The organism is Methylobacterium mesophilicum SR1.6/6, from assembly GCF_000364445.2.
GTDB lineage: Bacteria > Pseudomonadota > Alphaproteobacteria > Rhizobiales > Beijerinckiaceae > Methylobacterium > Methylobacterium mesophilicum_A.
The window spans coordinates 135,329-155,330 of sequence record NZ_CP043538.1 but is presented as its reverse complement, the minus strand read 5'-3'; the positions used below and the strand labels follow the sequence as shown (position 1 = coordinate 155,330).

The window sequence follows — 20,002 nt, the reverse complement described above, 5'->3', positions numbered from 1 at the left end:
CCCGGTCGGCGGACCCGAAGGCTCGCTCAGACAGTCCAGGTGTCGATGATCACCGCGTTGTCGCGCTTGTGCAGGAGGATGCAGTCGAGCACGTCGAGGGGGTTGATCATGCGGATGCCCTCGATGAAAGCCGCCTCGCCGTGGCCGTACAGCGCCTGGGTCGAGAACCGGCAGGCGTAGACCTTGCCGCCTTCGGCCATGAACTTCTCAAGCTGGTTGTTGAAGTTGAGGTGTCCCGGGAAGGCCTCGTCGCCGAGCCGGGGGAAGCCGCGCTGCACGCCGAGCGTGATGCCCGGGCCGTAGAGCAGGATGGAGGTGTCGAAGCCCTTTCGCTGCAAGCGGGTGGCCTGGAGCAGATTCACGAGGCCGATGGAGCCTTCGAAAGCGACAGTGTGGAAGGTTACCAGCGCCTTCTGGCCCGGCTCGGCCTTCACGTCCTCGAAGACCTTTTCTTCGTAGTCGACCAGGAAGTCGCCCTTCTTGTGGGCTTCACGGTTCACGGCAGGCATTGGGCTCGCTCCTTGAAGGATGGGGCCGCGGCAGGCAGGGCTGCGAGCGGTCACGGGACCTTCATGGCAAGCGGTGTGCCAAGCACGCGGCAATCAATGGGTCGGTCAATGAGCCGAAGTTAGATGCATACAATTATGCGATCAAAAGACCGAGCTCCGATCTTGAACGCTCAAGTGGAAGGCGCCCGTTTCCAGTGCATTGCCTGCGCATCGTGTGATCATGGGGTGCACGTTCGAAAGTCAGCGATTGCTCGTATTGTATGGATATCGTGAGCGGATCGTCAGAGATGCTCGCGCGGTACGACGCTTGCTAGCCATACAATCAAATATTGATCGCATATCGATGGTGCAGGCGTGGAGCTGATGAAGGCGACGAAGAGAGAAGGGCCAACGAGCCCCCAGGACGTCATGGCCGTGGCCTGGACGCCGGACCTGAAGCGCTGGGGCAAGCCGCATTACCTGGCTATCGCGGAGGCGCTGGCGGATGACATACGGACGGGGCGCCTGACGCCCGGCACGCGCCTGCCGACCCAGCGGGCGCTGGCCGAGGCCCTCGACCTGAACTTCACGACGGTATCCCGCGGCTATGTCGAGGGCCATAAGCGCGGCCTGATCGAGGGACGCGTCGGCCAGGGAACCTTCGTGGTCGATCCGGCGCGTGCCGCGCAGGCGGGTGTCCCTGCGCGGTCGCAGCGGGTCGGACCGGTCGACTTCACCATGAACCTTCCGCCCGAGCCCGACGCACCGGCCCTGCGGGCGCGCATGCAAGCCTCCTTCGCGGAACTCTCCGGCGATCTGGCCAACCTTCTGCGTTACCAGGGCTTCGGCGGGACCGACGACGACAAGGAAGCGGCACTGCGATGGCTGAAGGGTCGTGGGGTCGAGGCGACGCGGGAGCGCCTCCTGATCTGCCCTGGCGCCCACAGCGCCCTGTTCAGCGTGCTCGGCCAGGTGGCCCGGCCGGGAGACGCCATCTGCGCCGAGCGCATCACCTACCCGGGTATCCGCGCGCTCGCCGCCCATCTGGGGCTGCGCCTCGTCGACCTACCCATGGACCGGCATGGGGTCGACCCCGACGCCTTCGCGGCCGCCTGCACCAAGGTCGCGCCGAAGGCGATCTACCTGAACCCGCTGCTGCAGAACCCCACTACCGCGACCCTGTCCCGCACGCGGCGGGAGGCCATCATCGCGGTGGCGCGGCGCTACGCCGTCAGCATCATCGAGGACGACGCTTACGCGCGCATATGCCCGGCACCGCCACCGAGCTTCGCCGAACTCGCACCCGAGATCACCTACTACGTGGCAGGGGTGGCCAAGTGCCTGGGCGCCGGGCTTCGCCTCGCGTTCCTGGTCGCCCCGAGCGCTCGGTCCGCCCTGCCGCTCGCGGGTGCGCTACGGGCCGCGACCGTCATGGCCTCGCCGATCTCGACGGCCCTGACGACGCGCTGGATCATGGATGGCACGGCGGATGCCATCGTCCAGTTCGTCCGCGAGGAGGCGGCCGCGCGCCAGCGCATCGTGGCCTCGCTGCTTCCGGCCGAGACCTACACCGCCGATCCGCACGGCTTCCACGTCTGGATCACGCTGCCGGAGGGCTGGACGCGCTCGGCCTTTGCCAGCCAGGGCCGGGCGGCGGGGCTCGGCGTGGTCGGCAGCGACCCGTTCTGCGTGGCTGGTACGCCCCCGGAAGCGGTGCGGCTCTGCCTCGGCGGCCCATCGACACGGCAGCAGATCACGCACGGCCTGGAAGTGCTCGCCCACGCCCTCGAAGGCTCACCGGCCCTCGCCTCGACCTACATCTGAGCCACGCTCCCAAGAGCTGGATGGTCAGGAAGGTCTTACTTCGTGCAGTGGTCCTCTATTCTCCTCGGGCTAGGTTGGATCGCGTGCCGACGCTTCGGGGCGAGCGATGCGACCTTCCTCGGCTTTGCGGATGTACTGCTCGGCGACGAGCCAGCCCTTGAAGAACCGAAGCGGCAGCGTGCAGGCAATCAGCACGATAGGCAGCGTCGCGACGGCATGCACCCACAGAGGGGGCGAGTAGGTGAGTTCGAGCCAGATCCCGAACGCGGTCGCGGGCACCGCGGCCGTCATCATCACGAAGAAGGCCGGGCCGTCGGCAGGATCGGCAAAGGAATAGTCGAGGCCACACGCGTCGCAGCGGGGGGCAAGCTTGAGGAAGCCGCTGAACAGGTGGCCTCGCCCGCAACGCGGGCACCGGCTTCGCATTGCCACCCCGATAGGTGACTGCGCGGCATAAGACGGTTCGGCCATGCGGACTCCTCTTCGAGGGTGCAACGCGCCAGCGCCGGCAGCGATGCGCAACATCGCGTGGATCGCGGCCTCTCCTCGGGGTCCCTGCCGCAGCCTGCCCACGCCTCAGCGGGCGACGGACAGCGTAATGGCGGTCGCGTAGGCCGCGGCAAGAAAGCAGTCCCGTGCGGCATGCTCGAAGCCGGCGGACGTCAGGAACCGCGCGGCCGCGATGGAGAGCAGGGTCACCGCGAGGGTAGCCCCCTGTGCGAGTGCGAACTTCATCCTTTCACCATCTCGCTCCGAACTGTCGGGTAGGCCTAGCCCGTCCTTCGGGTCGTCGTGAGACGTTGCCGAGGAAATGTCCTTCGGGCGCGGCGCGGATGCCTGGCCCGACCAATCCTCGGAAGGACCGGGCAAGGCCAAAGGCTATCCCGCATGTGCGGTGGCACCGAGCAGGGCTCCTGTTCGCTCATGGAAATCCGGCCCGTTCGTCGTGCGGGCCACGTGCCCAGCGCGCACCAGGAAGTCCCCAAAACGTTCGCCGGCGCCCCGCTCAGCCTTGTAGGCGCCCAGGAGCGGGTCGAGCGTCGCGACGATGGCGGAGGCGTGGACATCCTCGGCGTAGAGCTTGCCCAGACGCGACCCGTCAAAGGCGGCGCCGAGATAGAGGTTGTAGCGCTCCGGTCCCTTACCCACGAGGCCGATCTCGGCGATGTAGGGACGCGCGCAGCCATTCGGGCAGCCCGTCATGCGGATCGTGATCTCGTCCTCCGCGAGACCATGCCCGGCCAGGCAGGCCTCCAACTCGTCGATGAGCGTCGGCAGGTAGCGTTCGCTCTCGGCAAGGGCGAGGCCGCAGGTCGGCAGCGCCACGCAGGCCATGCTGTTGCGACGGAGGGTGCCGGCATGGGCGGTCAGGCCGTGCTCGGCCACGAGCGCCTCGATCTCGGCGCGCTTCCCGGCAGGGACGTTCGCGACGAGCACGTTCTGGTTGGCCGTCAGGCGGAACTCGCCCTGGTGGACCTCGGCGATGTGACGCAGGCCGGTCAGGAGCTGTGGCCCTCCCTCGAAATCCCGCACCCGCCCGTTCTGGATGAACAAGGTGAGGTGGTGACGCCCGTCCTCGCCCTCGGTCCAGCCGTAGCGGTCGCCGTTGTTCTCGAACTTGAAGGGCCTCGGTTCGGCAAAGCCCTTGCCGACGCGCCGCTCGACCTCGGCACGGAAGGCGTCGAGGCCGAACCGCTCGATGGTGTACTTCAGGCGGGCGTTCTTGCGGCTCTTGCGGTTGCCCCAGTCGCGCTGGACCGTCATCACCGCCTCGGCCACCTTCAGGGCGTCCCCCGGCTCGCAGAAGCACATCACCTCGGCGGTGCGCGGGAAGGTGTCGGCCTCGCCATGGGTCATGCCCATGCCGCCGCCGACCGTGACGTTCCAGCCCGCCAGATCGCCGGCCTCGTCGAGGATGGCGATGAAGCCGAGGTCGTGCGCGAAGATGTCGACGTCGTTCGACGGCGGCACGGCGACGACCACCTTGAACTTCCGGGGCAGGTAGGTTTTGCCGTAGATCGGCTCGACCGTCTCGTCCTCGCCCCCGACCACCTTCTCGCCATCGAGCCAGATCTCGCGCCAAGCGCCCGTCCTAGGCAGCAGGTGGTCCGAGATGGCCTTGGCGAGGTCGTAGGCGGCCGCGTGCGCCTCGGATTGGTAGGGGTTGGAAGCCGAGAGCACGTTGCGGTTGACGTCCCCACAGGCCGCGATGGTGTCGAGCAACGCCCCGTCGATGGCCTTCATCGTGCGCTTGAGGTTCGACTTGATGACGCCGTGGTACTGGAAGGTCTGCCGCGTCGTCGCCCGCAACGAGCCGTTGGCATAGGAGCGGGCGATCTCGTCGAGAACGAGCCACTGCTGGGAGGTGAGCACGCCGCCCGGAATCCGCAGCCGAATCATGAAGGCGTAGGCGCGGTCGAGCTTCTTGCGCATCCGCTCGGGCCTGAGGTCCCGGTCGTCCTGGAGGTACATGCCGTGGAACTTGACGAGCTGGCCGTCGTCGTCGGAGACGGCGCCGCTCGCGGGCATCAGGAGCGCCTCGGCGAGCTTGCCACGCAGGTACCCGCTGGCTTCCTTGATGTGCTCGTTGCGCGAGAGCTGGTCGCGCTCGGCCTGGATGAGGTCACCCGTGCCGGCGTTGGCGGAGTTCGGCGGAAGGACCTGAAGGTCGTCGTCGCTCATGGATCTTACCAAGTTGGAGAAGCGTCGGTTGGGTCGCGAAGGACGGGCGCGGCCGGAGCCGGTCCCTAGGAATGCCGCTCGCTGAAGCGGCCCTGGCGCGCCATTTCCGCGACGAGGCCGCCGGCCACGTCCGTCGAGCAGGCCCTGACGTCGGCGATGGCCTTCACAAGCGCGGAGCGGGCTCGTTCCGCGCTGTCCGGGGCGGCGCAGATGGAGAGGCTCGCGCCGCTCTCGATCCACGCGACGAGCTCTTCCCGCCGGTCGAGGAGACGGTCCTCGACGCCGAGCCGCTCTGGCTGGTCGTGGGAGAAGGCGACATCCATCCGGGTCAGGGACCGGTCCGCGAGCGCGGCCTGCCATTCGAGTTGGTAGAGGAAGTCGTGGGTGAAGCGCCGGCCGCCGAAGAACAGCCATGACCGGCCGCCGGCCCCGAGCGCGCGCCGCTCCTGGGTGAGCGCCCGGTACGGGGCCACCCCCGCCTCGACGCCGATCATGATGACGTCGGTCCCCGGCTCGGCCGGCAAGCGGAACCCGGCCTCCTCCCGGATCCTGACCGTCACCTGCGAGCCGAGGCGGATGCGCTCCGCGATGGTGGCGTCACCGGCGCCGACCGGCATCACCGCGTGCACCTCGCCGGCGACCTCCCTGCGTGAGGATGCGACCGGCAGGACCCGCGCGGGCATGCTCGCGCCGTCAATGCCGATGAGGTCGATGACCGATTCCGGCCCGTAGGGCGGTGCGCCGGCGGGAAAGGCGACCGCCACGTGCATCGTCGTCCGGTCCGAGCGGGACGAGTTGAGGTTGACGTACTCGACGACCTCTCCGACGGACACGTCCGCATCCCTCGTGCCCTGGCCCGGAGGGTTGCCGCCGGCCACCAGGTAGTCCGAGAGCCACGTGCGCTGTTCCCGGGATGCGGCCGCCAGCACCTGGTCGAGCGCGACAAGGGCGTCGCTCTCGAAGGGGGCGTGGCGGGGCAGGAGCCGTGTCGTCATCGTTGCCGCTCTCGGTTGCGCGGATTTGGTCGGGGGCCTTGGCGCCTAGGGCTAGGCCTCGCGGGCGCCGGGGCCGGTCGCCGTGACGGGATCGAGCGGCCGCTCTTTCACGCCGAGGCTGAAGATGTCCGGGCGCGCGTAGTGGCCGACCACGTCGAAATCGAACTTGCCGCGGACGATGTCCGCCCGGTCCAGTTCGGCGAGGCGCACGCTCTCGCCCGCGAAGTCGGGCTCGACCAGGACGTTCCCGAGGGGTCCCACGATGCACGAGCCGCCCCGGATGAGGACCGTACCCGGGTCGCTCCCCTGAACGGCGTCGTACTCGGCCGGGCAGTCCTTCCGGAGGAGGTACTGGCTGGCGGACAGGACGAAGCACCGGCCCTCCAGGGCGATGGTCTGCATCGTCGGCAGCCACGTGGCGCGGTCGTCGACCGTGGGCGCGCAGTAGATCTCGACGCCCTTGGCGTACAGAGCCGTGCGCAGGAGCGGCATGTAGTTCTCCCAGCAGATCGCGGTCCCGATCCGGCCGAGGGGCGTGCGGGCGACATCGAGCGTCGAGCCGTCGCCGAAGCCCCACACGAGCCGCTCCGAGGCGGTGGGCATCAGCTTGCGGCGGTGTGCCAGTAGGGCGCCGTCGGGCCCGAACGTCAGGGCGCTGCAGTAGAGGGTGCCGCCGGACCGCTCGATCACGCCGACGACGAGGTGCAGCTTGCTGGCACGGGCGACGGTGGCGATGGCCTCGGTCGCCGGTCCCGGAACGTCGATGGCGCTCGCGTGATAGCGCAGGAAGTCGTCCCGGCCCGCCGGCGTGCGGGAGCCGACCGTCGCGCCGAAGTCGAGCCCCTTCGGGTAGCCGCCGACGAAGGCCTCGGGGAACACCGCCAGGTCGGCTCCGCGGGCCGAGGCGTCGCTGGCGAGGTCCGCGAGCTTGTCCAACGTCCGAGCGGTGTCGAACAGGATCGACCCGGCTTGCACAACGGCGGCCGTGACAACGGGCTTCGACGACATGGATGGTCCAACTTTGGGTTTGAGGGCGGCCAGGGTCGAGGGACGGGCGTCAGCCCGCCTTCAGCCAGGTCCTCAGGATGCCGGCGACGACCCCGAGCGAGAGGACGCTGCCGGCCCACAGGGAGGCGAACCACACGAGGCGGCGCCACAGGGGTGCGGGGTGTCGGGGAGCGGAGGTGGTGCCCATCAGTGATACCCCGCCGCGTCGACCTTCCCGCGGAAGACCCAGTACGAGTAGGCCGTGTAGGCCAGGATGACCGGGATCAGGACGGACGCGCCCACGAGCAGGAAGACCTGGCTCGAATGCGGTGCCGCCGCCTCCCAAATCGTGATCCGGCCCGGCACGACGTCGGGGAAGATGCTGATCCCCAGCCCGACGAAGGACAGCAGGAACAGGCCGAGCGCCAGCAGGAACGGCGTACTCTCCGCCCCGCCGCGCAGCAGGCGGAAGAACAGGAACGACGCCACCGCGACGAGGAGCGGCACCTGGGCGGTGAGCAGCACGCTCGGCATCGAGAACCAGCGCTCCCAATACTTGCCCTCCAGGAACGGCGTCGCCGCGCTGACGACGGCGATCACAGCGACCGTGGCCGCGCCGAGCCAGAGCGAGAAGGTGCGCGACCGCTCCTGGAGGCTCCCCTCCGTCCGCATCACCAGCCAGGTGGCGCCGAGCAGGGCGTAGCCGCAGATGATGCCGAACCCGACGAGCAGGCTGAACGGCGTGAGCCAGTCCCACCAGCCGCCCGCATAGGCGCGCCCCTCCACCTTGATGCCCTGCAGCAGGGCGCCGAGGGTGATGCCCTGGGCGAGCGCCGCCACGACCGAGCCTCCGGTGAAGGCGACGTCCCAGAGCGCCCGGTGGCGCGGGTCGCGCCAGCGGAACTCGAAGGCGACGCCGCGGAAGATCAGCCCGAGCAGCATCGCGATGATCGGCGCGTAGAGCGCCGGCATGATCACCGCGTAAGCCAGCGGGAAGACCGCGAACAGGCCACCGCCGCCGAGCACCAGCCAGGTCTCGTTGCCGTCCCAGACCGGCGCGATGGAGTTCATCGCCGTGTCGCGCTCGTGACCCGGCCGGAAGGCCGGGAACAGGATGCCGATGCCAAGGTCGAATCCGTCCATCACGATGTAGGCGAAGACCGCGAAGGCGATGATGAGCGCCCAGACGACCGTCAGGTCGATGTTGGCGAGCATGACGGGCTCCTTACTCGGCCGGGTGGAGGGTGCGGTCGAGGTCGACCGACGGTGCGGGCGTGATGCCAGCGGTGCGGATCGGCGCCCCGGGCTCGATCCCGTGCTCACCCCGGTGCGGGGACTTCGCCATGAGGTGCAGGATGTAGAGGATACCCATGCCGAACACGGCGAAGTAGACCAGCACGAAGGCGGTGAGCGACGCGGCGACGGCGGGCGCGTGGAGGGGCGAGGCCGACTCCGCCGTGCGCAGGAGTCCGTAGACAGTGAAGGGCTGGCGCCCGACCTCGGTGGTGATCCAGCCGGCCACCACGGCGACGAAGCCGGCCGGGCCCATGGCAAGGGCGAAGCGGTGCAGCGCCGCCCACTGGTAGAGCTTGCCCTTGAAGCGGGCGAGCAGGCTGAGGCAGCCCAGCAGGAGCATCAGCATCCCGAGGCTGACCATCACCCGGAAGGACCAGAACACCACGGGCACCGGCGGCCAGTTCTCCCGCGGCACGCTGTCGAGACCCTTCAGGGGCTCGTTGAGGCCGTGCTTCAGGATCAGCGAGGACAGCTTCGGCACCTCGACGGCATACCGCACCGTGCCGGCCGCTTGGTCGGGCAGGCCGAACAGGATGAGCGGCGCGCCGTCGGGGTGGCTCTGGAAGTGGCCTTCCATCGCCATGACCTTGGCCGGCTGGTGCTCCAGCGTGTTCAGGCCGTGGGCGTCGCCGGCGAGAATCTGGATTGGCGCGACGACGGCGAGCATCCACATCGCCATCGAGAACATCGTCCGCGCGCCCTCGTTGGCGCGGTCGCGCAGCAGGTGCCAGGCGCCGACCGCGCCGACGACGAGCGCGGTGGTCAGGTAGGCGGCCAGGACCATGTGGACGAGGCGGTACGGGAACGAGGGGTTGAAGACGATGGCCCACCAGTCGGCCGGCACGAACTGGCCGGCCGCGTTGACCGTGTGACCCTGCGGCGTCTGCATCCAGGAGTTTACGGACAGGATCCAGAATGCCGAGAAGAAGGTCCCGATGGCCACCATCAGGGTGGCGAGGAAGTGCAGCCGCGGCCCGACCTTGCTCATGCCGAACAGCATGACGCCGAGGAAGCCGGCCTCCAGGAAGAAGGCCGAGAGCACCTCGTAGGCCATCAGCGGGCCGAGCACGGGCCCGGTCTTGTCGGCGTAGACCGACCAGTTCGTGCCGAACTGGTAGGACATGACCAGCCCGGACACGACGCCCATGGCGAAGCCGATGGCGAAGATCTTGATCCAGTACCGGAACAGGTCGATGAACACCTGCCGTCCGGTGGCCAGCCAGAGCCCCTCCAGCACAGCAAGGTAGCTGGCGAGGCCGATGGAGAAAGCCGGGAACACGATGTGGAAGGCCACCGTGAACCCGAACTGCCACCTTGCGAGCAGCAGGGCGTCAACGTTCGCCAGCATGTCGGTCACCTGTTGCAACTGTCGATGAGGCCGGGAGCCACGGTCACGCGGCCAGCGAGACCTCGTCCCAGCCCAGCCGTGTGCGAATCTCGACGAGCGCCCCCACGAGCGCCCGCATATGCTCCTCGGTGTGGAGCGGCGTCGGGGTGATCCGCAGCCGCTCGCCGCCGCGCGGCACGGTCGGGTAGTTAATGGGCTGGACGTAGATGCCGTGGCGCTCCAGCAGCTCCTCGCTGATCCGCCGGCAGAGGTGGGCGTCGCCGACCATCACCGGCAGGATGTGGCTCTGGCTCGGCAGGACCGGCAGGCCGGCCTTGCGCAGCATCGCCATCAGGGTCGCCGCGTTCCGCTGTTGCGCCGCCCGTTCCGCCTGGCTGACCCTGAGGTGCCGCACCGCCGCCCGCGCGCCGGCGGCCAGGTGCGGGCACAGCGAGGTCGTGAAGATGAAGCCGGCCGCGTGGCTGCGGATGACGTCGACGACCGTGGATGGTCCGGCGACGTAGCCGCCCATGACGCCGAACGCCTTGCCGAGCGTCGCCTCGATCAAGGTGACGCGATGGGCGACGCCCTCGCGCTCGGCGATGCCGGCGCCGTGCGGGCCGTACATCCCGACCGCGTGCACCTCGTCGAGGTAGGTGAGCGCCCCATGGCGCTCCGCGACGTCGCAGATCTCGGCGATGGGCGCCACGTCGCCGTCCATGCTGTAGACGCTCTCGAAGGCCACGATCTTCGGCCGGCCGGGCTCGTACCGGGACAGCATGGCATCGAGCGCGGCGACGTCGTTGTGCGGGAAGATCGCCTTCTCGGTTCCCGCGCGGCGGATGCCCTCGATCATCGAGTTGTGGTTGCCGGCGTCCGACAGGATCACGCTGCCCGGCAGCACCTGGCCTAGAACGCTCAGCGCCGCGAGATTCGAGACGTAGCCAGAGGTGAACAGGAGGGCGGCCTCCTTGCCGTGGAGGTCGGCCAGGTCGCGCTCCAGCAGCACGTGCTCGTGCGCCGTGCCGGAGATGTTGCGGGTGCCACCCGCGCCGGCGCCGTAGCGGTCCAGGGCCTCGTGCATGGCGCCGAGGACCTCAGGGCTGTGTCCCATCCCGAGGTAGTCGTTGCTGCACCAGACCGTGACCGGCCGGCGGCTGCCGTCCGGATGCCTCCAGACGGCGGTCGGGAACGTGCCGACATTGCGCTCAAGCTCGATGAACGTCCGGTAGCGGCCGTCCCCGCGCAGCTTCCGGAGGGAGGCCTCGAACACGTCGGAATAGGGTAGCATCGTCCCGGTCCTCGTCAGGTCGGATGAAGTCACGGCAAGCCCGGGGGCGGGCGATGCCGCCGGCGCGCATCCACCCGGGAGCGCGCGGGGGCGGCGCGGTCAGTCCCTGGTCGTGGGACCGACGATGGGCGCCTTCGGGACCGCGAAGCGTCCCTCCTCGGCCTTGTGGATGTACTGGCTGGCGATGAAGAGTCCCTTCAGCGGCCGGATGATCGGCACGCAGGCCAAGAGGAGCAGCGGCAGCGTCACGACCGCATGGACCCAGAGCGGCGGGTCGTAGGCGAGCTCCAGCCAGATCCCGAAGGCGGTGACCGGGAAGGCCATCGTCATCATGATGAAGAAGGCCGGCCCGTCCGCCGGGTCGGCGAAGCTGTAATCGAGGCCGCAGGCCTCGCAGCGCGGCCTCAGGGTGATGAAGCCGTCGAACAGGCGACCCTGACCGCAGCGTGGGCAGCGGCACCGCAGGCCGACTGACATGAGGGATTGATCGGTCGTCCTTTGCATCGTTCACGTTCCCGAACCGCTCGCCATCCGGCGGCCTGAAGGTGCGCCTTGCGCGCACCAAATGTATGGCTTAAATATCCATACATTCGTGGTGGAAGCTGGCTGCTTCAAAGGCGACATCCCAGACAAAGCTACGTCTCGCCTTGTCTGTATGATTGATGTATGCATACACCAATGCGAGAACAGGGGTCAATGATGGAATTCTGGAGCCCGACAATCGCCGGCGACGCAGGGCCGAAATATCTGGCCATCGTCAAGGCCCTGGCCGACGACATCCGCGCCGGACGGCTCCCGCCGGGCGTGCGCCTGCCGCCGCAGCGTGTCCTGGCCAAGCACCTCAACGTCGACCTCACCACCGTCACGCGCGCCTTCAACGAGGCGCGCAGGACGGGCTTGATCGATGCCACCGCCGGACGGGGCAGCTTCGTTCGCGGAGCCGCGCCGGCGGCTGCGGAGGTGCGCAGGCCGGACCCCTCCGGAAGCGTCGACTTCAGCATGAACATGCCGCCCCAGCCGGTCGCGGCGCGTCTGGCCGGGCGTATGGAGGCGGGCCTGTCGCGGCTGACCCGTTCGCCGGGCTTCCTCGACCGGATGCAGTACCAGGACAGCGCAGGGAACATGGCCGACCGCGCCGCGGCGGCGCAGTGGCTCGGCCGGCGGCTCGGGCCGCTTCCGGTGCAGCGCGTCCTCGTGGCCGGCGGCGCCCAGGTGGTGCTCGCCGCCGTGCTCGCCGCCATTCTCAAGTCGGGCGACGCACTCTGCGTCCCGTCGCTCACTTACCCCGGACTGCGCATGGCCGCCGAACGCCGCGGCGTCCGCCTCGTGCCGGTGACCTGCGACGCAGAGGGTCTCGACCCGGACGCGTTCCTGGACAGCTGCAAGGTCGCGCGCCCCCGGGCCCTGTACGTGGTGCCGACGCTCGACAACCCGACGACTGCGACGCTGCCGGCAACGCGCCGTGCGCGGATCGCCGAGATCGCCCGCGCGCACGGGGTCGCGATCATCGAGGACGACGCCTACGGCGCGCTGCCGCCCGACGCTCCCGCTCCGATCGGGGCCCTGGCCGCGGACATCACCTGGCACGTGGCGACCCTGTCCAAGTGCGTCAGCCCGGGCCTGCGCATCGCATACGTGGCGGTACCGGGGACCAACGAGGCGGTGCGGCTCGCCGCCGAACTGCGGGCCATCAACATGATGGCCGCGCCGCTCACGGCCGCGCTCGCCTCGCAGTGGATCGCGGACGGGGAACTCGACGCGGTCGTCGCGTCCATCCGGCAGGAGAACGGCCTCCGGCAGGCGGTCGCGCGCGAGGCCCTGCGCGGGCTCGATGTCCGGGCCCACTCCTGCGGGCATCACCTGTGGCTCCGGCTGCCCGATCCGTGGTGTCGCGGCGAGTTCGGGGCGCATGCGCGTCAGCTCGGGTTGTCGGTCATCCTGAGCGACGCCTTCGCGGTCGGACCCGCTCCGGAAGCCATCCGCGTCTCCCTGGGCGCTGCCCCCGACGCCGAGACCCTGCGGTACGGTCTCAGCCTGCTGGCGACGCTCCTGTCGCATCCGCCCGGCGCGATCTCCACGATCGTCTGACATGGCGGACGCGGCGAGCGCATCCGGCGAGGACGAAAGCTCGGCCAAGCTCCGGCGGGACTTCACCTGGCTTCGGCGGACCAGGGTACCGGCCACCTTCTTCGGGATGGTCCTGGGGCTCTGCGGCCTGGGCAACGGCTGGCGCGCCCTGGCTCGCCTCGGACTGGCACCCGCCTGGGTCGGCGAGGCGCTCTCCCTCCTCGGCGTGGCGGTCTGGGCGGCGTGGCTGGTCTTCTACGCCGCTCGGTGGTTGAACGACCGGGACATTGTTTTGGTCGAGGTGCGCGATCCGACGTCGTCGTTCTTCGCCTCGCTGGCTCCCGTCGCCACCATGATCGCGAGCGTCGGCCTCGCGCCGCACTGGCCGGGCGCCGCCTGGGCGATGGCTCTCACGGGGCTTGTCGGCACGACCCTCTTCGCCGTCTGGGGCGTGGGAGGACTCTGGATGGGCGACCGCGCCTTCGAGGCGACGACGCCGATCCTCTACATGCCCACGGTCGGCGGGGGCTTCGTGGCGGCCATCACCTGCGCCGCCTTCGGCATGAAGGAACTCGGACTGCTCTTCTTCGGGGCTGGACTCCTCTCATGGCTGACGCTCGAATCGGTCGTCATCCACCGGCTGATCCTGCAGACCCTGCCGGTATCGTTGCGGGCCTCGCTCGGGCTGCACCTGGCGCCGCCCGCGGTGGCCTGCGTCGCCTACCTGGCGGTCACCGACGGCCCCCCCGACCGGCTGGCCCAGATCTTGTTCGGCTACGCCCTGCTGCACGCCCTGGTCATGGTACGGTTGGTGCCGTGGCTGCGGCAGCAGCCGTTCTCGCCGGCGGCCTGGGCTTACACGTTCGGCGTCTCGGCTCTTCCGCTCGCCGCGTTGCGCCTGACGGAGCGAGGACTGGAAGGGCCGAGCGCGTCCCTCGCCGTCCCGTTGTTCGCGGCAGCCAACCTGATCATCGGATGGATCGCGCTCAGGACCTTGAGCCTCCTGTTGCGCGGCAAGCTCCTGCCTGTCCGACCTCTCTGAATTTCCCCCGGATGGCCACCGCCGTCCATCCAACCCGGAACCGCCCTTTCGGCCCAGCGGAATACGGACACCTCGCCCCCACCAAGGGCAACCCTGTGGAGACATCCCCGTGACCGATCTGTTCACTCCAAGCGTGGGTCGCGAGAGCCGTGATGCCCCAAGCGAAACGATGAACTCGACAGCGGCATCCTCCGGAGCCGGTACGCTCGCAAACCTCGCCGAGATCGTCCGGACGGATGTGTGGCCGCAGGTCAAGGCCATCGACGCCGGGGCCTATCCGGAGGCGGTGCTGCGCAGGCTCGGCTCCGCCGGAGCCTTCGAGCAGCATGTGGACAGAACCGCCGCGGGACTGCTGCGGGCGGTCGATGCCATGAGCGAGGTCGCAACCGCGTGTCTTTCGACGGCCTTCTGCACTTGGTGCCAGGATGCGCTGGTCTGGTGCCTCGCGCGCAGTGCCGAGCCCAGGACAGGGAATGAGCTCGCCGCGGTGGCGAGCGGAACCCGGCTTGGCGGGACAGGCTTGTCGAACGCGATGAAGGCCGTTTCCGGCATCGAACCCTTGGCCCTGTCCGGCACCAGGGTGTCGGGCGGATACCGGGTGCGCGGGCGGCTGGCCTGGGTCTCGAACCTCGCGCCGGGGCACCGGTTCGTCGCCCTCTTCGCGCTGGAGGACGGTACCCGGGTCATGGCCGTCTTGACCGCGGGTACGGAGACCGTGGAGTTGAAGGCTAACACGCGCTTCGTGGCGCTGGAAGGCACCGGCACCTACACGGTGACGGTGCGCGGCGCCTTCGTGCCCGACTCGGACGTGGTCGCGCCCGACGCGGCATCCTTCGTGCCGCGCATCCGCAACGGTTTCATCCTTCTACAGACCGGTATGGGACTGGGACTTGCCCGCGGGGCCGCTGACTTGATGCGGGCGGACGACCGGGGGCGGCAGCAGGCATCCGCCCTGCCGCTCGGTCCGGAGGCGGTGGAGGAGCGCGTGGACGCCTTACGAGGGCAGATCGCCACGCTGGCAGGGCGCCAGGAAGACCCGTCCCGCGCGGCCTTCCTCGACGTGCTGCGTCTGCGCCTCGACGTATCCTGGCTGGCGCTGGAGGCGGCGCAGGCCGCGATGCTGCAACTAGGGGCCCGCGGCTACCAGGAAGGATCTGAGGCCTTCCGCCGCCTGCGCGAGGCGCAGTTCGTCGCCATCGTGACCCCGTCGGCGAAGCACATCGCCGCCGAACTCGCCAAGGCCGCCTGACATGCCCGGGCGTGGTCGGTCCCGCCTTCAGCCCCGGTACGCAGCCGCGGTGTCGAGGCCGCGGCTGCGGCACTTCGTTCGAGTGCGTTCGAGCCGTATCACGACACTGGGCCGCATCCAGGACCGCCTTCCGCCCGCCCCGTGCCGCACATGCTTATAATTGGATGGGTGAGGCGCCCTTTCCGTCCTTCCTCCCTCGGCTTGCGCACCGTGCTGCTCGCGCTGCCCTTCCTCGTTGCGGCCTGCTCGGATGATGGCCAGGAGCGTCGCCGTTCCCTGGGCGACACCCCGAGCTTCGGCGACTTCATGCGGGTGGCCGACGCGCAGCGGGGCGGCCGCCTGTTCGGCCAGTGCGCCGCTTGCCACACGGTCAGGATGGGGGCCGGCGACCGAGATGGTCCCGGTCTCTACAACGTGATTGGCAAGCCCGTCGCCACCAACAGCAAGCGCTTCGGCTACACCGGGGCGCTCCGGTCATTGGGCGGCGTCTGGACTCCCGATAGGTTGGACGTTTGGCTTGCCGCGCCTGCGAAGCTCGCGCCGGGCACAAGCATGAGTTTTCGCGGGCTTCAGGACCCGCTCGACCGGGCGGATGTCATCACATACCTGCAGACGCAGACGGATGGTGGACGCGGCGCCGAGTCGGTCCCATCGCGACAATGATCCTAAGGTGTTCCCCAAGCTCGTTGCTGGGTCGAGTGATCCATGAGCTTTTGCCGCCCTTCAACCCGGGCAAATCAGCCTGAGCGTATTATGACCAGAATGATAGCTTGGCGGTCGAATGCTTCTGGGCCTCTACGAAGGCGCCTTGAAGGGTAAAGTTGGCTCAGTAGAAGCTTGTCCGCTATCGCGACGGAGGTTCTCCGAAGCAGTCAGTCTGCTGTCGGCCAAATTGCGCCATGCTGGATCGCCGATCAGCGCAAAAGCAGCCGTTCGGCTTTGCGCCCAACCCGGTCATCTTGGTTGAAGCGCAGACATCCCGAAAGCAGACCTGCGGCTTGAGCGGACATGCAACTTGACGACCGCGCTGCAGGCCGCCGCGGAAGGCTTTGGAGGCCCCCTTCGGTCCTACCGCGTATCGGTATTCAATGAGACGATGCCGCGCTCACAAATCCCGGCAGACGTCGGGGCGAGCGTCGGACAGCGCTTACGCGCCGCCCCATAAGGCGGCGTGGCATCCGAGCGCGCCTCACTGAACCTGCTCTGCGAGCTTGAGAAGCTCGGCGCACGAGGCGTTCTTGCCGGCGAAATCCTTCCAGGCCGTGTCGCGGGCCGCCTCACGCCATTTCTGAATATGATCGGCCGTGAGATCGTGGATCTTGGCGCCGCGGGCGGCGTAGATCTTGGTGATCTCTTCGTCGTCCGTCTTGGCGGCCGCGAAGGAGAAGGCCTCCAACTCCTGGCCGATCTCCTGAACAGCCCTCTGCTGCTCCGGCGTTAGGGCCTCGAACGTCGCCTTGGAGATGATCAGCGGCTCCAGGATGAACCAGAAGGAGCGCCCCCGGCCGGCGGTGAGGTTCTTGGTCAGCTCGTCGAGACGGAACGAGATCAGGCTGGTGGAGGCGCTCACCGCCGCTTCCAGCGCGCCGGTCTGCATGCCGATATACATCTCGCTCGACGGCATGGTGGAGACGATGGCGCCGGAGGCCTGGAACACGAGGTCCATCTCGCGGCCGCCGCCGCGGATCTTCACGCCCTTCACGTCAGAGGGCACCAGGATGGGGTGGACACGCGAGGCGACGGCTCCCGATTGCCAGACCCAGGTCACGATCATCACGCCCTTGTCGTTGAGCGTCTTGGCAAGCCGTTCTCCGACCGGGGCGGTGCGCCACTGGGCGGCCTGATCGTAGTTCGTCACAAGGGCCGGCATAAGGGCGATGTTGGCCTCCGGCACTTCGCCGCCCGCGTAGGAGAGCGGCACGAGGCTCATGTCGACGGCTCCTTTGCGCACGGCGCTGAACTGCGCGAGTGTCTTCACCAGCGAGGAACCCGGATAGACATGCACCGTCAGGCTGCCGCCGGTGCGCCTCTCGAGCTCCTGGCCGAAGCGGCGGCAGATGCGGTCGCGGGCGTCACCGTGCTCCAGGGTGCCGCCGGGGAACTGGTGCGAGATGCGCAGCACCTTCGGCGCCTGTGCCCGTAGCACGGCCGGGCTGGTGATCAGGCCGGCGCCGAGCGCCGCCGAGCCGAGCAGGTTGCGGCGTGTGACAATCATTCTGAGTCCTCTATCTTTCCGCAACGGTGAGGCCTGTCACCGATAGACTTGTTCGATCTCGGGTTCTGGAGCGACTGGCCGGGCGGAACCTGACCCCGGCCGGGTGCCAATGTCTGCGGCACGCGCCTCACGGGTGTTGCTCGCCGGCCTGATCGACGAATCTCAGGCGACGGTGCGGGTGGGCTCCGCCTGGATGCGCCCGCGCAGCCAGTTGATCACCCCGCCCGCGAGCAGGATCTCGATCTGCCGCGGCGACAGATCGTGCCGCAGCTGCATCTTCGCCTTGCCGCCGCGGACCGTCGCGGTGATCTCCCGGCCCGCCGCCAGTGCGTCGGCGACACCGGCGATCTCCACCGTGTCGCCGAGTTCCAACCGGTCGTAGTCGGACGGGTCCTGGAAGGTCAGCGGCAGGACGCCGAAATTCACGAGGTTCTGCCAGTGGATCCGGGCGAAGCTCTTGGCCAGCACCGTCTCCAGCCCAAGGTAGCGCGGGGCGAGCGCGGCGTTCTCGCGGCTCGAGCCCTGGCCATAGTTCAGACCGCCGACGATGGCGTGGCCGGCACGCTCCCGGCCACCCTGCTTCGCCCGCTTCGGATAGGTGTCGTCGATCGGCTCGAAGGTGAATTCGCTGGTCTTCGGGATGTTCGACCAGTAGGGCATCACCCGGGCGCCCGCCGGCATGATGTCATCGGTGGAGATGTCGTCGCCGGTCTTGAGCATCACCGGCACGCGGATGTCGGCGCCAAGCTTGCCGAGGTCGGGCAAGGTTGTGATGTTCTCCGACTTCTCCAGCCGGACCGCTCGAGCCTCCGGCTCCGGCAGGGGGGCGACCAGCATCGTGGTGTTGCCCGGCGCCATCGCGGGTGCCACGATCCGCGGATAGGGCATGTCGAGCGTGCGCGGATCGGTGATGACGCCGGAGAGCGCCGAGGCCGCGGCCGTCTCCGGGGAGCACAGGAACACGCTGTCCTCGCGGGTGCCAGAGCGGCCGGGGAAGTTGCGCGGCACAGTCCGCAGGGAGTTGCGCCCCGAGGCCGGGGCCTGGCCCATGCCGATGCAGCCGTTGCAGCCGGCCTGATGGACCCGGGCGCCGGCGTGAATCAGGTCGGAGAGCTGGCCGTCCCGGATCAGCGTCTCCAGCACGACCCGGGTCGAGGGATTGATGTCGAACGACACCCGGTCGTGGGCCGTGCGGCCCTTCACAATAGCGGCCGCCACGGCGAAATCACGAAACCCCGGATTGGCCGAGGAACCGATATAGGCTTGGTAGATCTCAGTGCCGGCGACCTCCGAGACGGGCACGACGTTGCTGGGGCTGGACGGCTTGGCGATCATCGGCACGAGTGACGACAGGTCGACCTCGTCGTGATCGTCGTAGATCGCACCGTCATCGGCTGCGAGTGGTGTCCAGTCGCCGCCGCGCCCGACACCTTCGAGGAAGGTCTTGGTCGACGCGTCGGAGGGGAACACGCTCGTGGTGGCCCCCATCTCGGCGCCCATGTTGGCAATGACGTGCCGATCCATCGCGGTCAGGCCCTCTAGGCCCGGCCCGTAATACTCGATGATCCGGCCGAACCCGCCCTCTACCCCATGGCGCCCAAGCAGCGTCAGGATCACGTCCTTGGCGCTCACCCAGTCGGGCAGCGCGCCGGTGATCTTCACGCCCCAGACCCGGGGCATGCGCAATTGCAGGGGCTCTCCCGCCATGGCGAGCGCCACCTCGACGCCGCCGGCTCCGAAGGCCAGCATACCGAGCGAGCCGGCCGCGGGGGTGTGGCTGTCGGAGCCGACCAACGTCTGGCCGGGCTTGCCGAAGCTCTGCATGTGGACGGGGTGGCTGATGCCGTTGCCCGGTCGCGAGTACCAGACACCAAACCGCCGGCAGGCAGAGCGCAGGAACATATGCTCGTCGGCGTTCAGCTGATCGTTCTGGACGAGGTTGTGATCGATGTACTGCGCCGCGAGACCGACCTTGACGCGGTCGACGCCCATCGCCTCCAGCTCGAGCATGACGAGACCGCCGAGCACGTCCTGCAGGAGGGTTTGGTCGATCTTGAGAGCGATCTCGCCGCCCGGGGTGAGGTCGCCCTCAGCGAGGTGGGACTGGACGAGCTTCTGCGTCAGGTTCAACGCCATCGGGGGCCTCCCTCGTGATCCGTGTCGCGGGCCACCGGGCGCTGACCCGGGCTCCCGTCTTGTCGTCGCGTCTAAGCGTCCCGGTCCAACAGTATTGTCCGGCTTGGACCGGGGCGCCGTATTCCTAGCTACCTCATTACAGAGTGAATGAGTCCGCGATGCACAATTTCGGATTGATAAAGACGCTCTTTGTCTCAAGGTACTCATGGATCGCCGCGAGCCCGTTCTCTCGGCCGATGTCAGAATTATTGAACCCGCCGGAGGGCGCGAGGTAGCTGACCACACGGTAGGCGTTCACCCAGACGGTGCCTGCACGGAGACTCCTGGGCAGGCTCAGGGCCCGCCCGAGATCCGTCGTCTTGAACACGGCGGTGTCGTCGCAACAGGTGCTATTTTGGATGTC

The 20,002-nt window shown here is 68.6% G+C and carries 19 protein-coding genes; 5 read left to right on the top strand and 14 right to left on the bottom strand.

Annotated features, from left to right (window positions below):
- Positions 1-26: 26 nt before the first annotated feature.
- Positions 27-509 carry an MSMEG_0572/Sll0783 family nitrogen starvation response protein gene (locus MMSR116_RS00735; protein WP_010685777.1) on the bottom strand — a complete coding sequence of 161 codons (483 nt, stop codon included), beginning with the start codon at positions 507-509 and terminating at the stop codon, positions 27-29.
- Between the two features lie 363 nt (positions 510-872).
- On the opposite strand from MMSR116_RS00735, the gene MMSR116_RS00730 reads away from it, so the two are divergent.
- Positions 873-2,312 (top strand): PLP-dependent aminotransferase family protein, encoded by a 1,440-nt coding sequence (locus tag MMSR116_RS00730; protein WP_039894180.1) that lies wholly within the window; start codon positions 873-875, stop codon positions 2,310-2,312.
- Positions 2,313-2,381: 69 nt separating this feature from the next.
- Here the strand turns inward: MMSR116_RS00730 and MMSR116_RS00725 are convergent, their stop codons facing one another.
- From MMSR116_RS00725 to MMSR116_RS00680, 10 genes are all read right to left on the bottom strand, one after another.
- A complete protein-coding gene (locus MMSR116_RS00725) occupies positions 2,382-2,783 on the bottom strand; it encodes a DUF983 domain-containing protein (RefSeq protein WP_010685775.1) in 402 nt (133 codons plus the stop codon).
- Positions 2,784-2,888: 105 nt separating this feature from the next.
- The gene (locus MMSR116_RS00720) at positions 2,889-3,047 is read right to left on the bottom strand and encodes a hypothetical protein (RefSeq protein WP_003603363.1); all 159 of its coding nucleotides are present in this window, start codon (positions 3,045-3,047) and stop codon (positions 2,889-2,891) included.
- A 144-nt stretch (positions 3,048-3,191) separates the two neighbouring features.
- On the bottom strand, positions 3,192-4,994 hold the full coding sequence (locus tag MMSR116_RS00715; protein WP_010685773.1) for an NADPH-dependent assimilatory sulfite reductase hemoprotein subunit: 1,803 nt from the start codon (positions 4,992-4,994) through the stop codon (positions 3,192-3,194).
- A 65-nt stretch (positions 4,995-5,059) separates the two neighbouring features.
- Complete coding sequence (locus MMSR116_RS00710) at positions 5,060-5,989, bottom strand: oxidoreductase FAD/NAD(P)-binding domain protein (RefSeq protein ID WP_010685772.1); 930 nt, start codon at positions 5,987-5,989, stop codon at positions 5,060-5,062.
- A 51-nt stretch (positions 5,990-6,040) separates the two neighbouring features.
- A complete protein-coding gene (locus MMSR116_RS00705) occupies positions 6,041-6,997 on the bottom strand; it encodes a carbon-nitrogen hydrolase family protein (RefSeq protein WP_010685771.1) in 957 nt (318 codons plus the stop codon).
- 49 nt (positions 6,998-7,046) lie between these two features.
- Entirely contained in the window at positions 7,047-7,184 is a 138-nt protein-coding gene (locus MMSR116_RS00700; RefSeq protein ID WP_003603371.1) for a DUF2474 domain-containing protein, read from the bottom strand.
- Positions 7,184-8,191: a cytochrome d ubiquinol oxidase subunit II gene (cydB, locus tag MMSR116_RS00695; RefSeq protein WP_010685770.1), complete on the bottom strand. Its 1,008-nt coding sequence runs from the start codon at positions 8,189-8,191 to the stop codon at positions 7,184-7,186. Before cydB ends, MMSR116_RS00700 begins: the two co-directional genes overlap by 1 nt.
- Positions 8,192-8,201: 10 nt before the next feature.
- Complete coding sequence (locus MMSR116_RS00690; RefSeq protein ID WP_010685769.1) at positions 8,202-9,620, bottom strand: cytochrome ubiquinol oxidase subunit I; 1,419 nt, start codon at positions 9,618-9,620, stop codon at positions 8,202-8,204.
- A 43-nt stretch (positions 9,621-9,663) separates the two neighbouring features.
- Entirely contained in the window at positions 9,664-10,890 is a 1,227-nt protein-coding gene (gene hemA / locus MMSR116_RS00685; RefSeq protein WP_010685768.1) for a 5-aminolevulinate synthase, read from the bottom strand.
- 99 nt (positions 10,891-10,989) lie between these two features.
- Positions 10,990-11,367: a DUF983 domain-containing protein gene (locus MMSR116_RS00680; protein ID WP_010685767.1), complete on the bottom strand. Its 378-nt coding sequence runs from the start codon at positions 11,365-11,367 to the stop codon at positions 10,990-10,992.
- 219 nt (positions 11,368-11,586) lie between these two features.
- On the opposite strand from MMSR116_RS00680, the gene MMSR116_RS00675 reads away from it, so the two are divergent.
- The 4 genes from MMSR116_RS00675 to MMSR116_RS00660 all read left to right on the top strand — a co-directional run bounded on the left by MMSR116_RS00675 (position 11,587) and on the right by MMSR116_RS00660 (position 15,911).
- Positions 11,587-12,978 carry a PLP-dependent aminotransferase family protein gene (locus MMSR116_RS00675; RefSeq protein WP_039894142.1) on the top strand — a complete coding sequence of 464 codons (1,392 nt, stop codon included), beginning with the start codon at positions 11,587-11,589 and terminating at the stop codon, positions 12,976-12,978.
- A 1-nt stretch (position 12,979) separates the two neighbouring features.
- On the top strand, positions 12,980-13,999 hold the full coding sequence (gene tehA, locus MMSR116_RS00670; RefSeq protein WP_083920287.1) for a dicarboxylate transporter/tellurite-resistance protein TehA: 1,020 nt from the start codon (positions 12,980-12,982) through the stop codon (positions 13,997-13,999).
- A 169-nt stretch (positions 14,000-14,168) separates the two neighbouring features.
- Positions 14,169-15,248, top strand: coding sequence for an acyl-CoA dehydrogenase family protein (locus MMSR116_RS00665; protein WP_039894141.1), 1,080 nt, complete (start codon positions 14,169-14,171; stop codon positions 15,246-15,248).
- A 150-nt stretch (positions 15,249-15,398) separates the two neighbouring features.
- Positions 15,399-15,911 (top strand): c-type cytochrome, encoded by a 513-nt coding sequence (locus MMSR116_RS00660; protein ID WP_010685763.1) that lies wholly within the window; start codon positions 15,399-15,401, stop codon positions 15,909-15,911.
- A 526-nt stretch (positions 15,912-16,437) separates the two neighbouring features.
- Here MMSR116_RS00660 and dctP read toward each other — a convergent pair.
- From dctP to MMSR116_RS00645, 3 genes are all read right to left on the bottom strand, one after another.
- A complete protein-coding gene (dctP, locus tag MMSR116_RS00655) occupies positions 16,438-17,463 on the bottom strand; it encodes a TRAP transporter substrate-binding protein DctP (protein ID WP_010685762.1) in 1,026 nt (341 codons plus the stop codon).
- A gap of 162 nt (positions 17,464-17,625) precedes the next feature.
- Complete coding sequence (locus MMSR116_RS00650) at positions 17,626-19,599, bottom strand: aconitate hydratase (RefSeq protein ID WP_010685761.1); 1,974 nt, start codon at positions 19,597-19,599, stop codon at positions 17,626-17,628.
- Between the two features lie 136 nt (positions 19,600-19,735).
- The gene (locus tag MMSR116_RS00645; protein WP_083920286.1) at positions 19,736-19,999 is read right to left on the bottom strand and encodes an aldehyde dehydrogenase family protein; all 264 of its coding nucleotides are present in this window, start codon (positions 19,997-19,999) and stop codon (positions 19,736-19,738) included.
- Positions 20,000-20,002 lie beyond the last annotated feature (3 nt).

Bases quoted from the DNA above. Each gene is read 5' to 3' on its own strand.
- MMSR116_RS00735 (WP_010685777.1), bottom strand. From the start codon at position 509: ATGCCTGCCGTGAACCGTGAAGCCCACAAGAAGGGCGACTTCCTGGTC.
- MMSR116_RS00730 (WP_039894180.1), top strand. From the start codon at position 873: ATGAAGGCGACGAAGAGAGAAGGGCCAACGAGCCCCCAGGACGTCATG.
- MMSR116_RS00725 (WP_010685775.1), bottom strand. From the start codon at position 2,783: ATGGCCGAACCGTCTTATGCCGCGCAGTCACCTATCGGGGTGGCAATG.
- MMSR116_RS00720 (WP_003603363.1), bottom strand. From the start codon at position 3,047: ATGAAGTTCGCACTCGCACAGGGGGCTACCCTCGCGGTGACCCTGCTC.
- MMSR116_RS00715 (WP_010685773.1), bottom strand. From the start codon at position 4,994: ATGAGCGACGACGACCTTCAGGTCCTTCCGCCGAACTCCGCCAACGCC.
- MMSR116_RS00710 (WP_010685772.1), bottom strand. From the start codon at position 5,989: ATGACGACACGGCTCCTGCCCCGCCACGCCCCCTTCGAGAGCGACGCC.
- MMSR116_RS00705 (WP_010685771.1), bottom strand. From the start codon at position 6,997: ATGTCGTCGAAGCCCGTTGTCACGGCCGCCGTTGTGCAAGCCGGGTCG.
- MMSR116_RS00700 (WP_003603371.1), bottom strand. From the start codon at position 7,184: ATGGGCACCACCTCCGCTCCCCGACACCCCGCACCCCTGTGGCGCCGC.
- cydB (WP_010685770.1), bottom strand. From the start codon at position 8,191: ATGCTCGCCAACATCGACCTGACGGTCGTCTGGGCGCTCATCATCGCC.
- MMSR116_RS00690 (WP_010685769.1), bottom strand. From the start codon at position 9,620: ATGCTGGCGAACGTTGACGCCCTGCTGCTCGCAAGGTGGCAGTTCGGG.
- hemA (WP_010685768.1), bottom strand. From the start codon at position 10,890: ATGCTACCCTATTCCGACGTGTTCGAGGCCTCCCTCCGGAAGCTGCGC.
- MMSR116_RS00680 (WP_010685767.1), bottom strand. From the start codon at position 11,367: ATGTCAGTCGGCCTGCGGTGCCGCTGCCCACGCTGCGGTCAGGGTCGC.
- MMSR116_RS00675 (WP_039894142.1), top strand. From the start codon at position 11,587: ATGATGGAATTCTGGAGCCCGACAATCGCCGGCGACGCAGGGCCGAAA.
- tehA (WP_083920287.1), top strand. From the start codon at position 12,980: ATGGCGGACGCGGCGAGCGCATCCGGCGAGGACGAAAGCTCGGCCAAG.
- MMSR116_RS00665 (WP_039894141.1), top strand. From the start codon at position 14,169: ATGAACTCGACAGCGGCATCCTCCGGAGCCGGTACGCTCGCAAACCTC.
- MMSR116_RS00660 (WP_010685763.1), top strand. From the start codon at position 15,399: ATGCTTATAATTGGATGGGTGAGGCGCCCTTTCCGTCCTTCCTCCCTC.
- dctP (WP_010685762.1), bottom strand. From the start codon at position 17,463: ATGATTGTCACACGCCGCAACCTGCTCGGCTCGGCGGCGCTCGGCGCC.
- MMSR116_RS00650 (WP_010685761.1), bottom strand. From the start codon at position 19,599: ATGGCGTTGAACCTGACGCAGAAGCTCGTCCAGTCCCACCTCGCTGAG.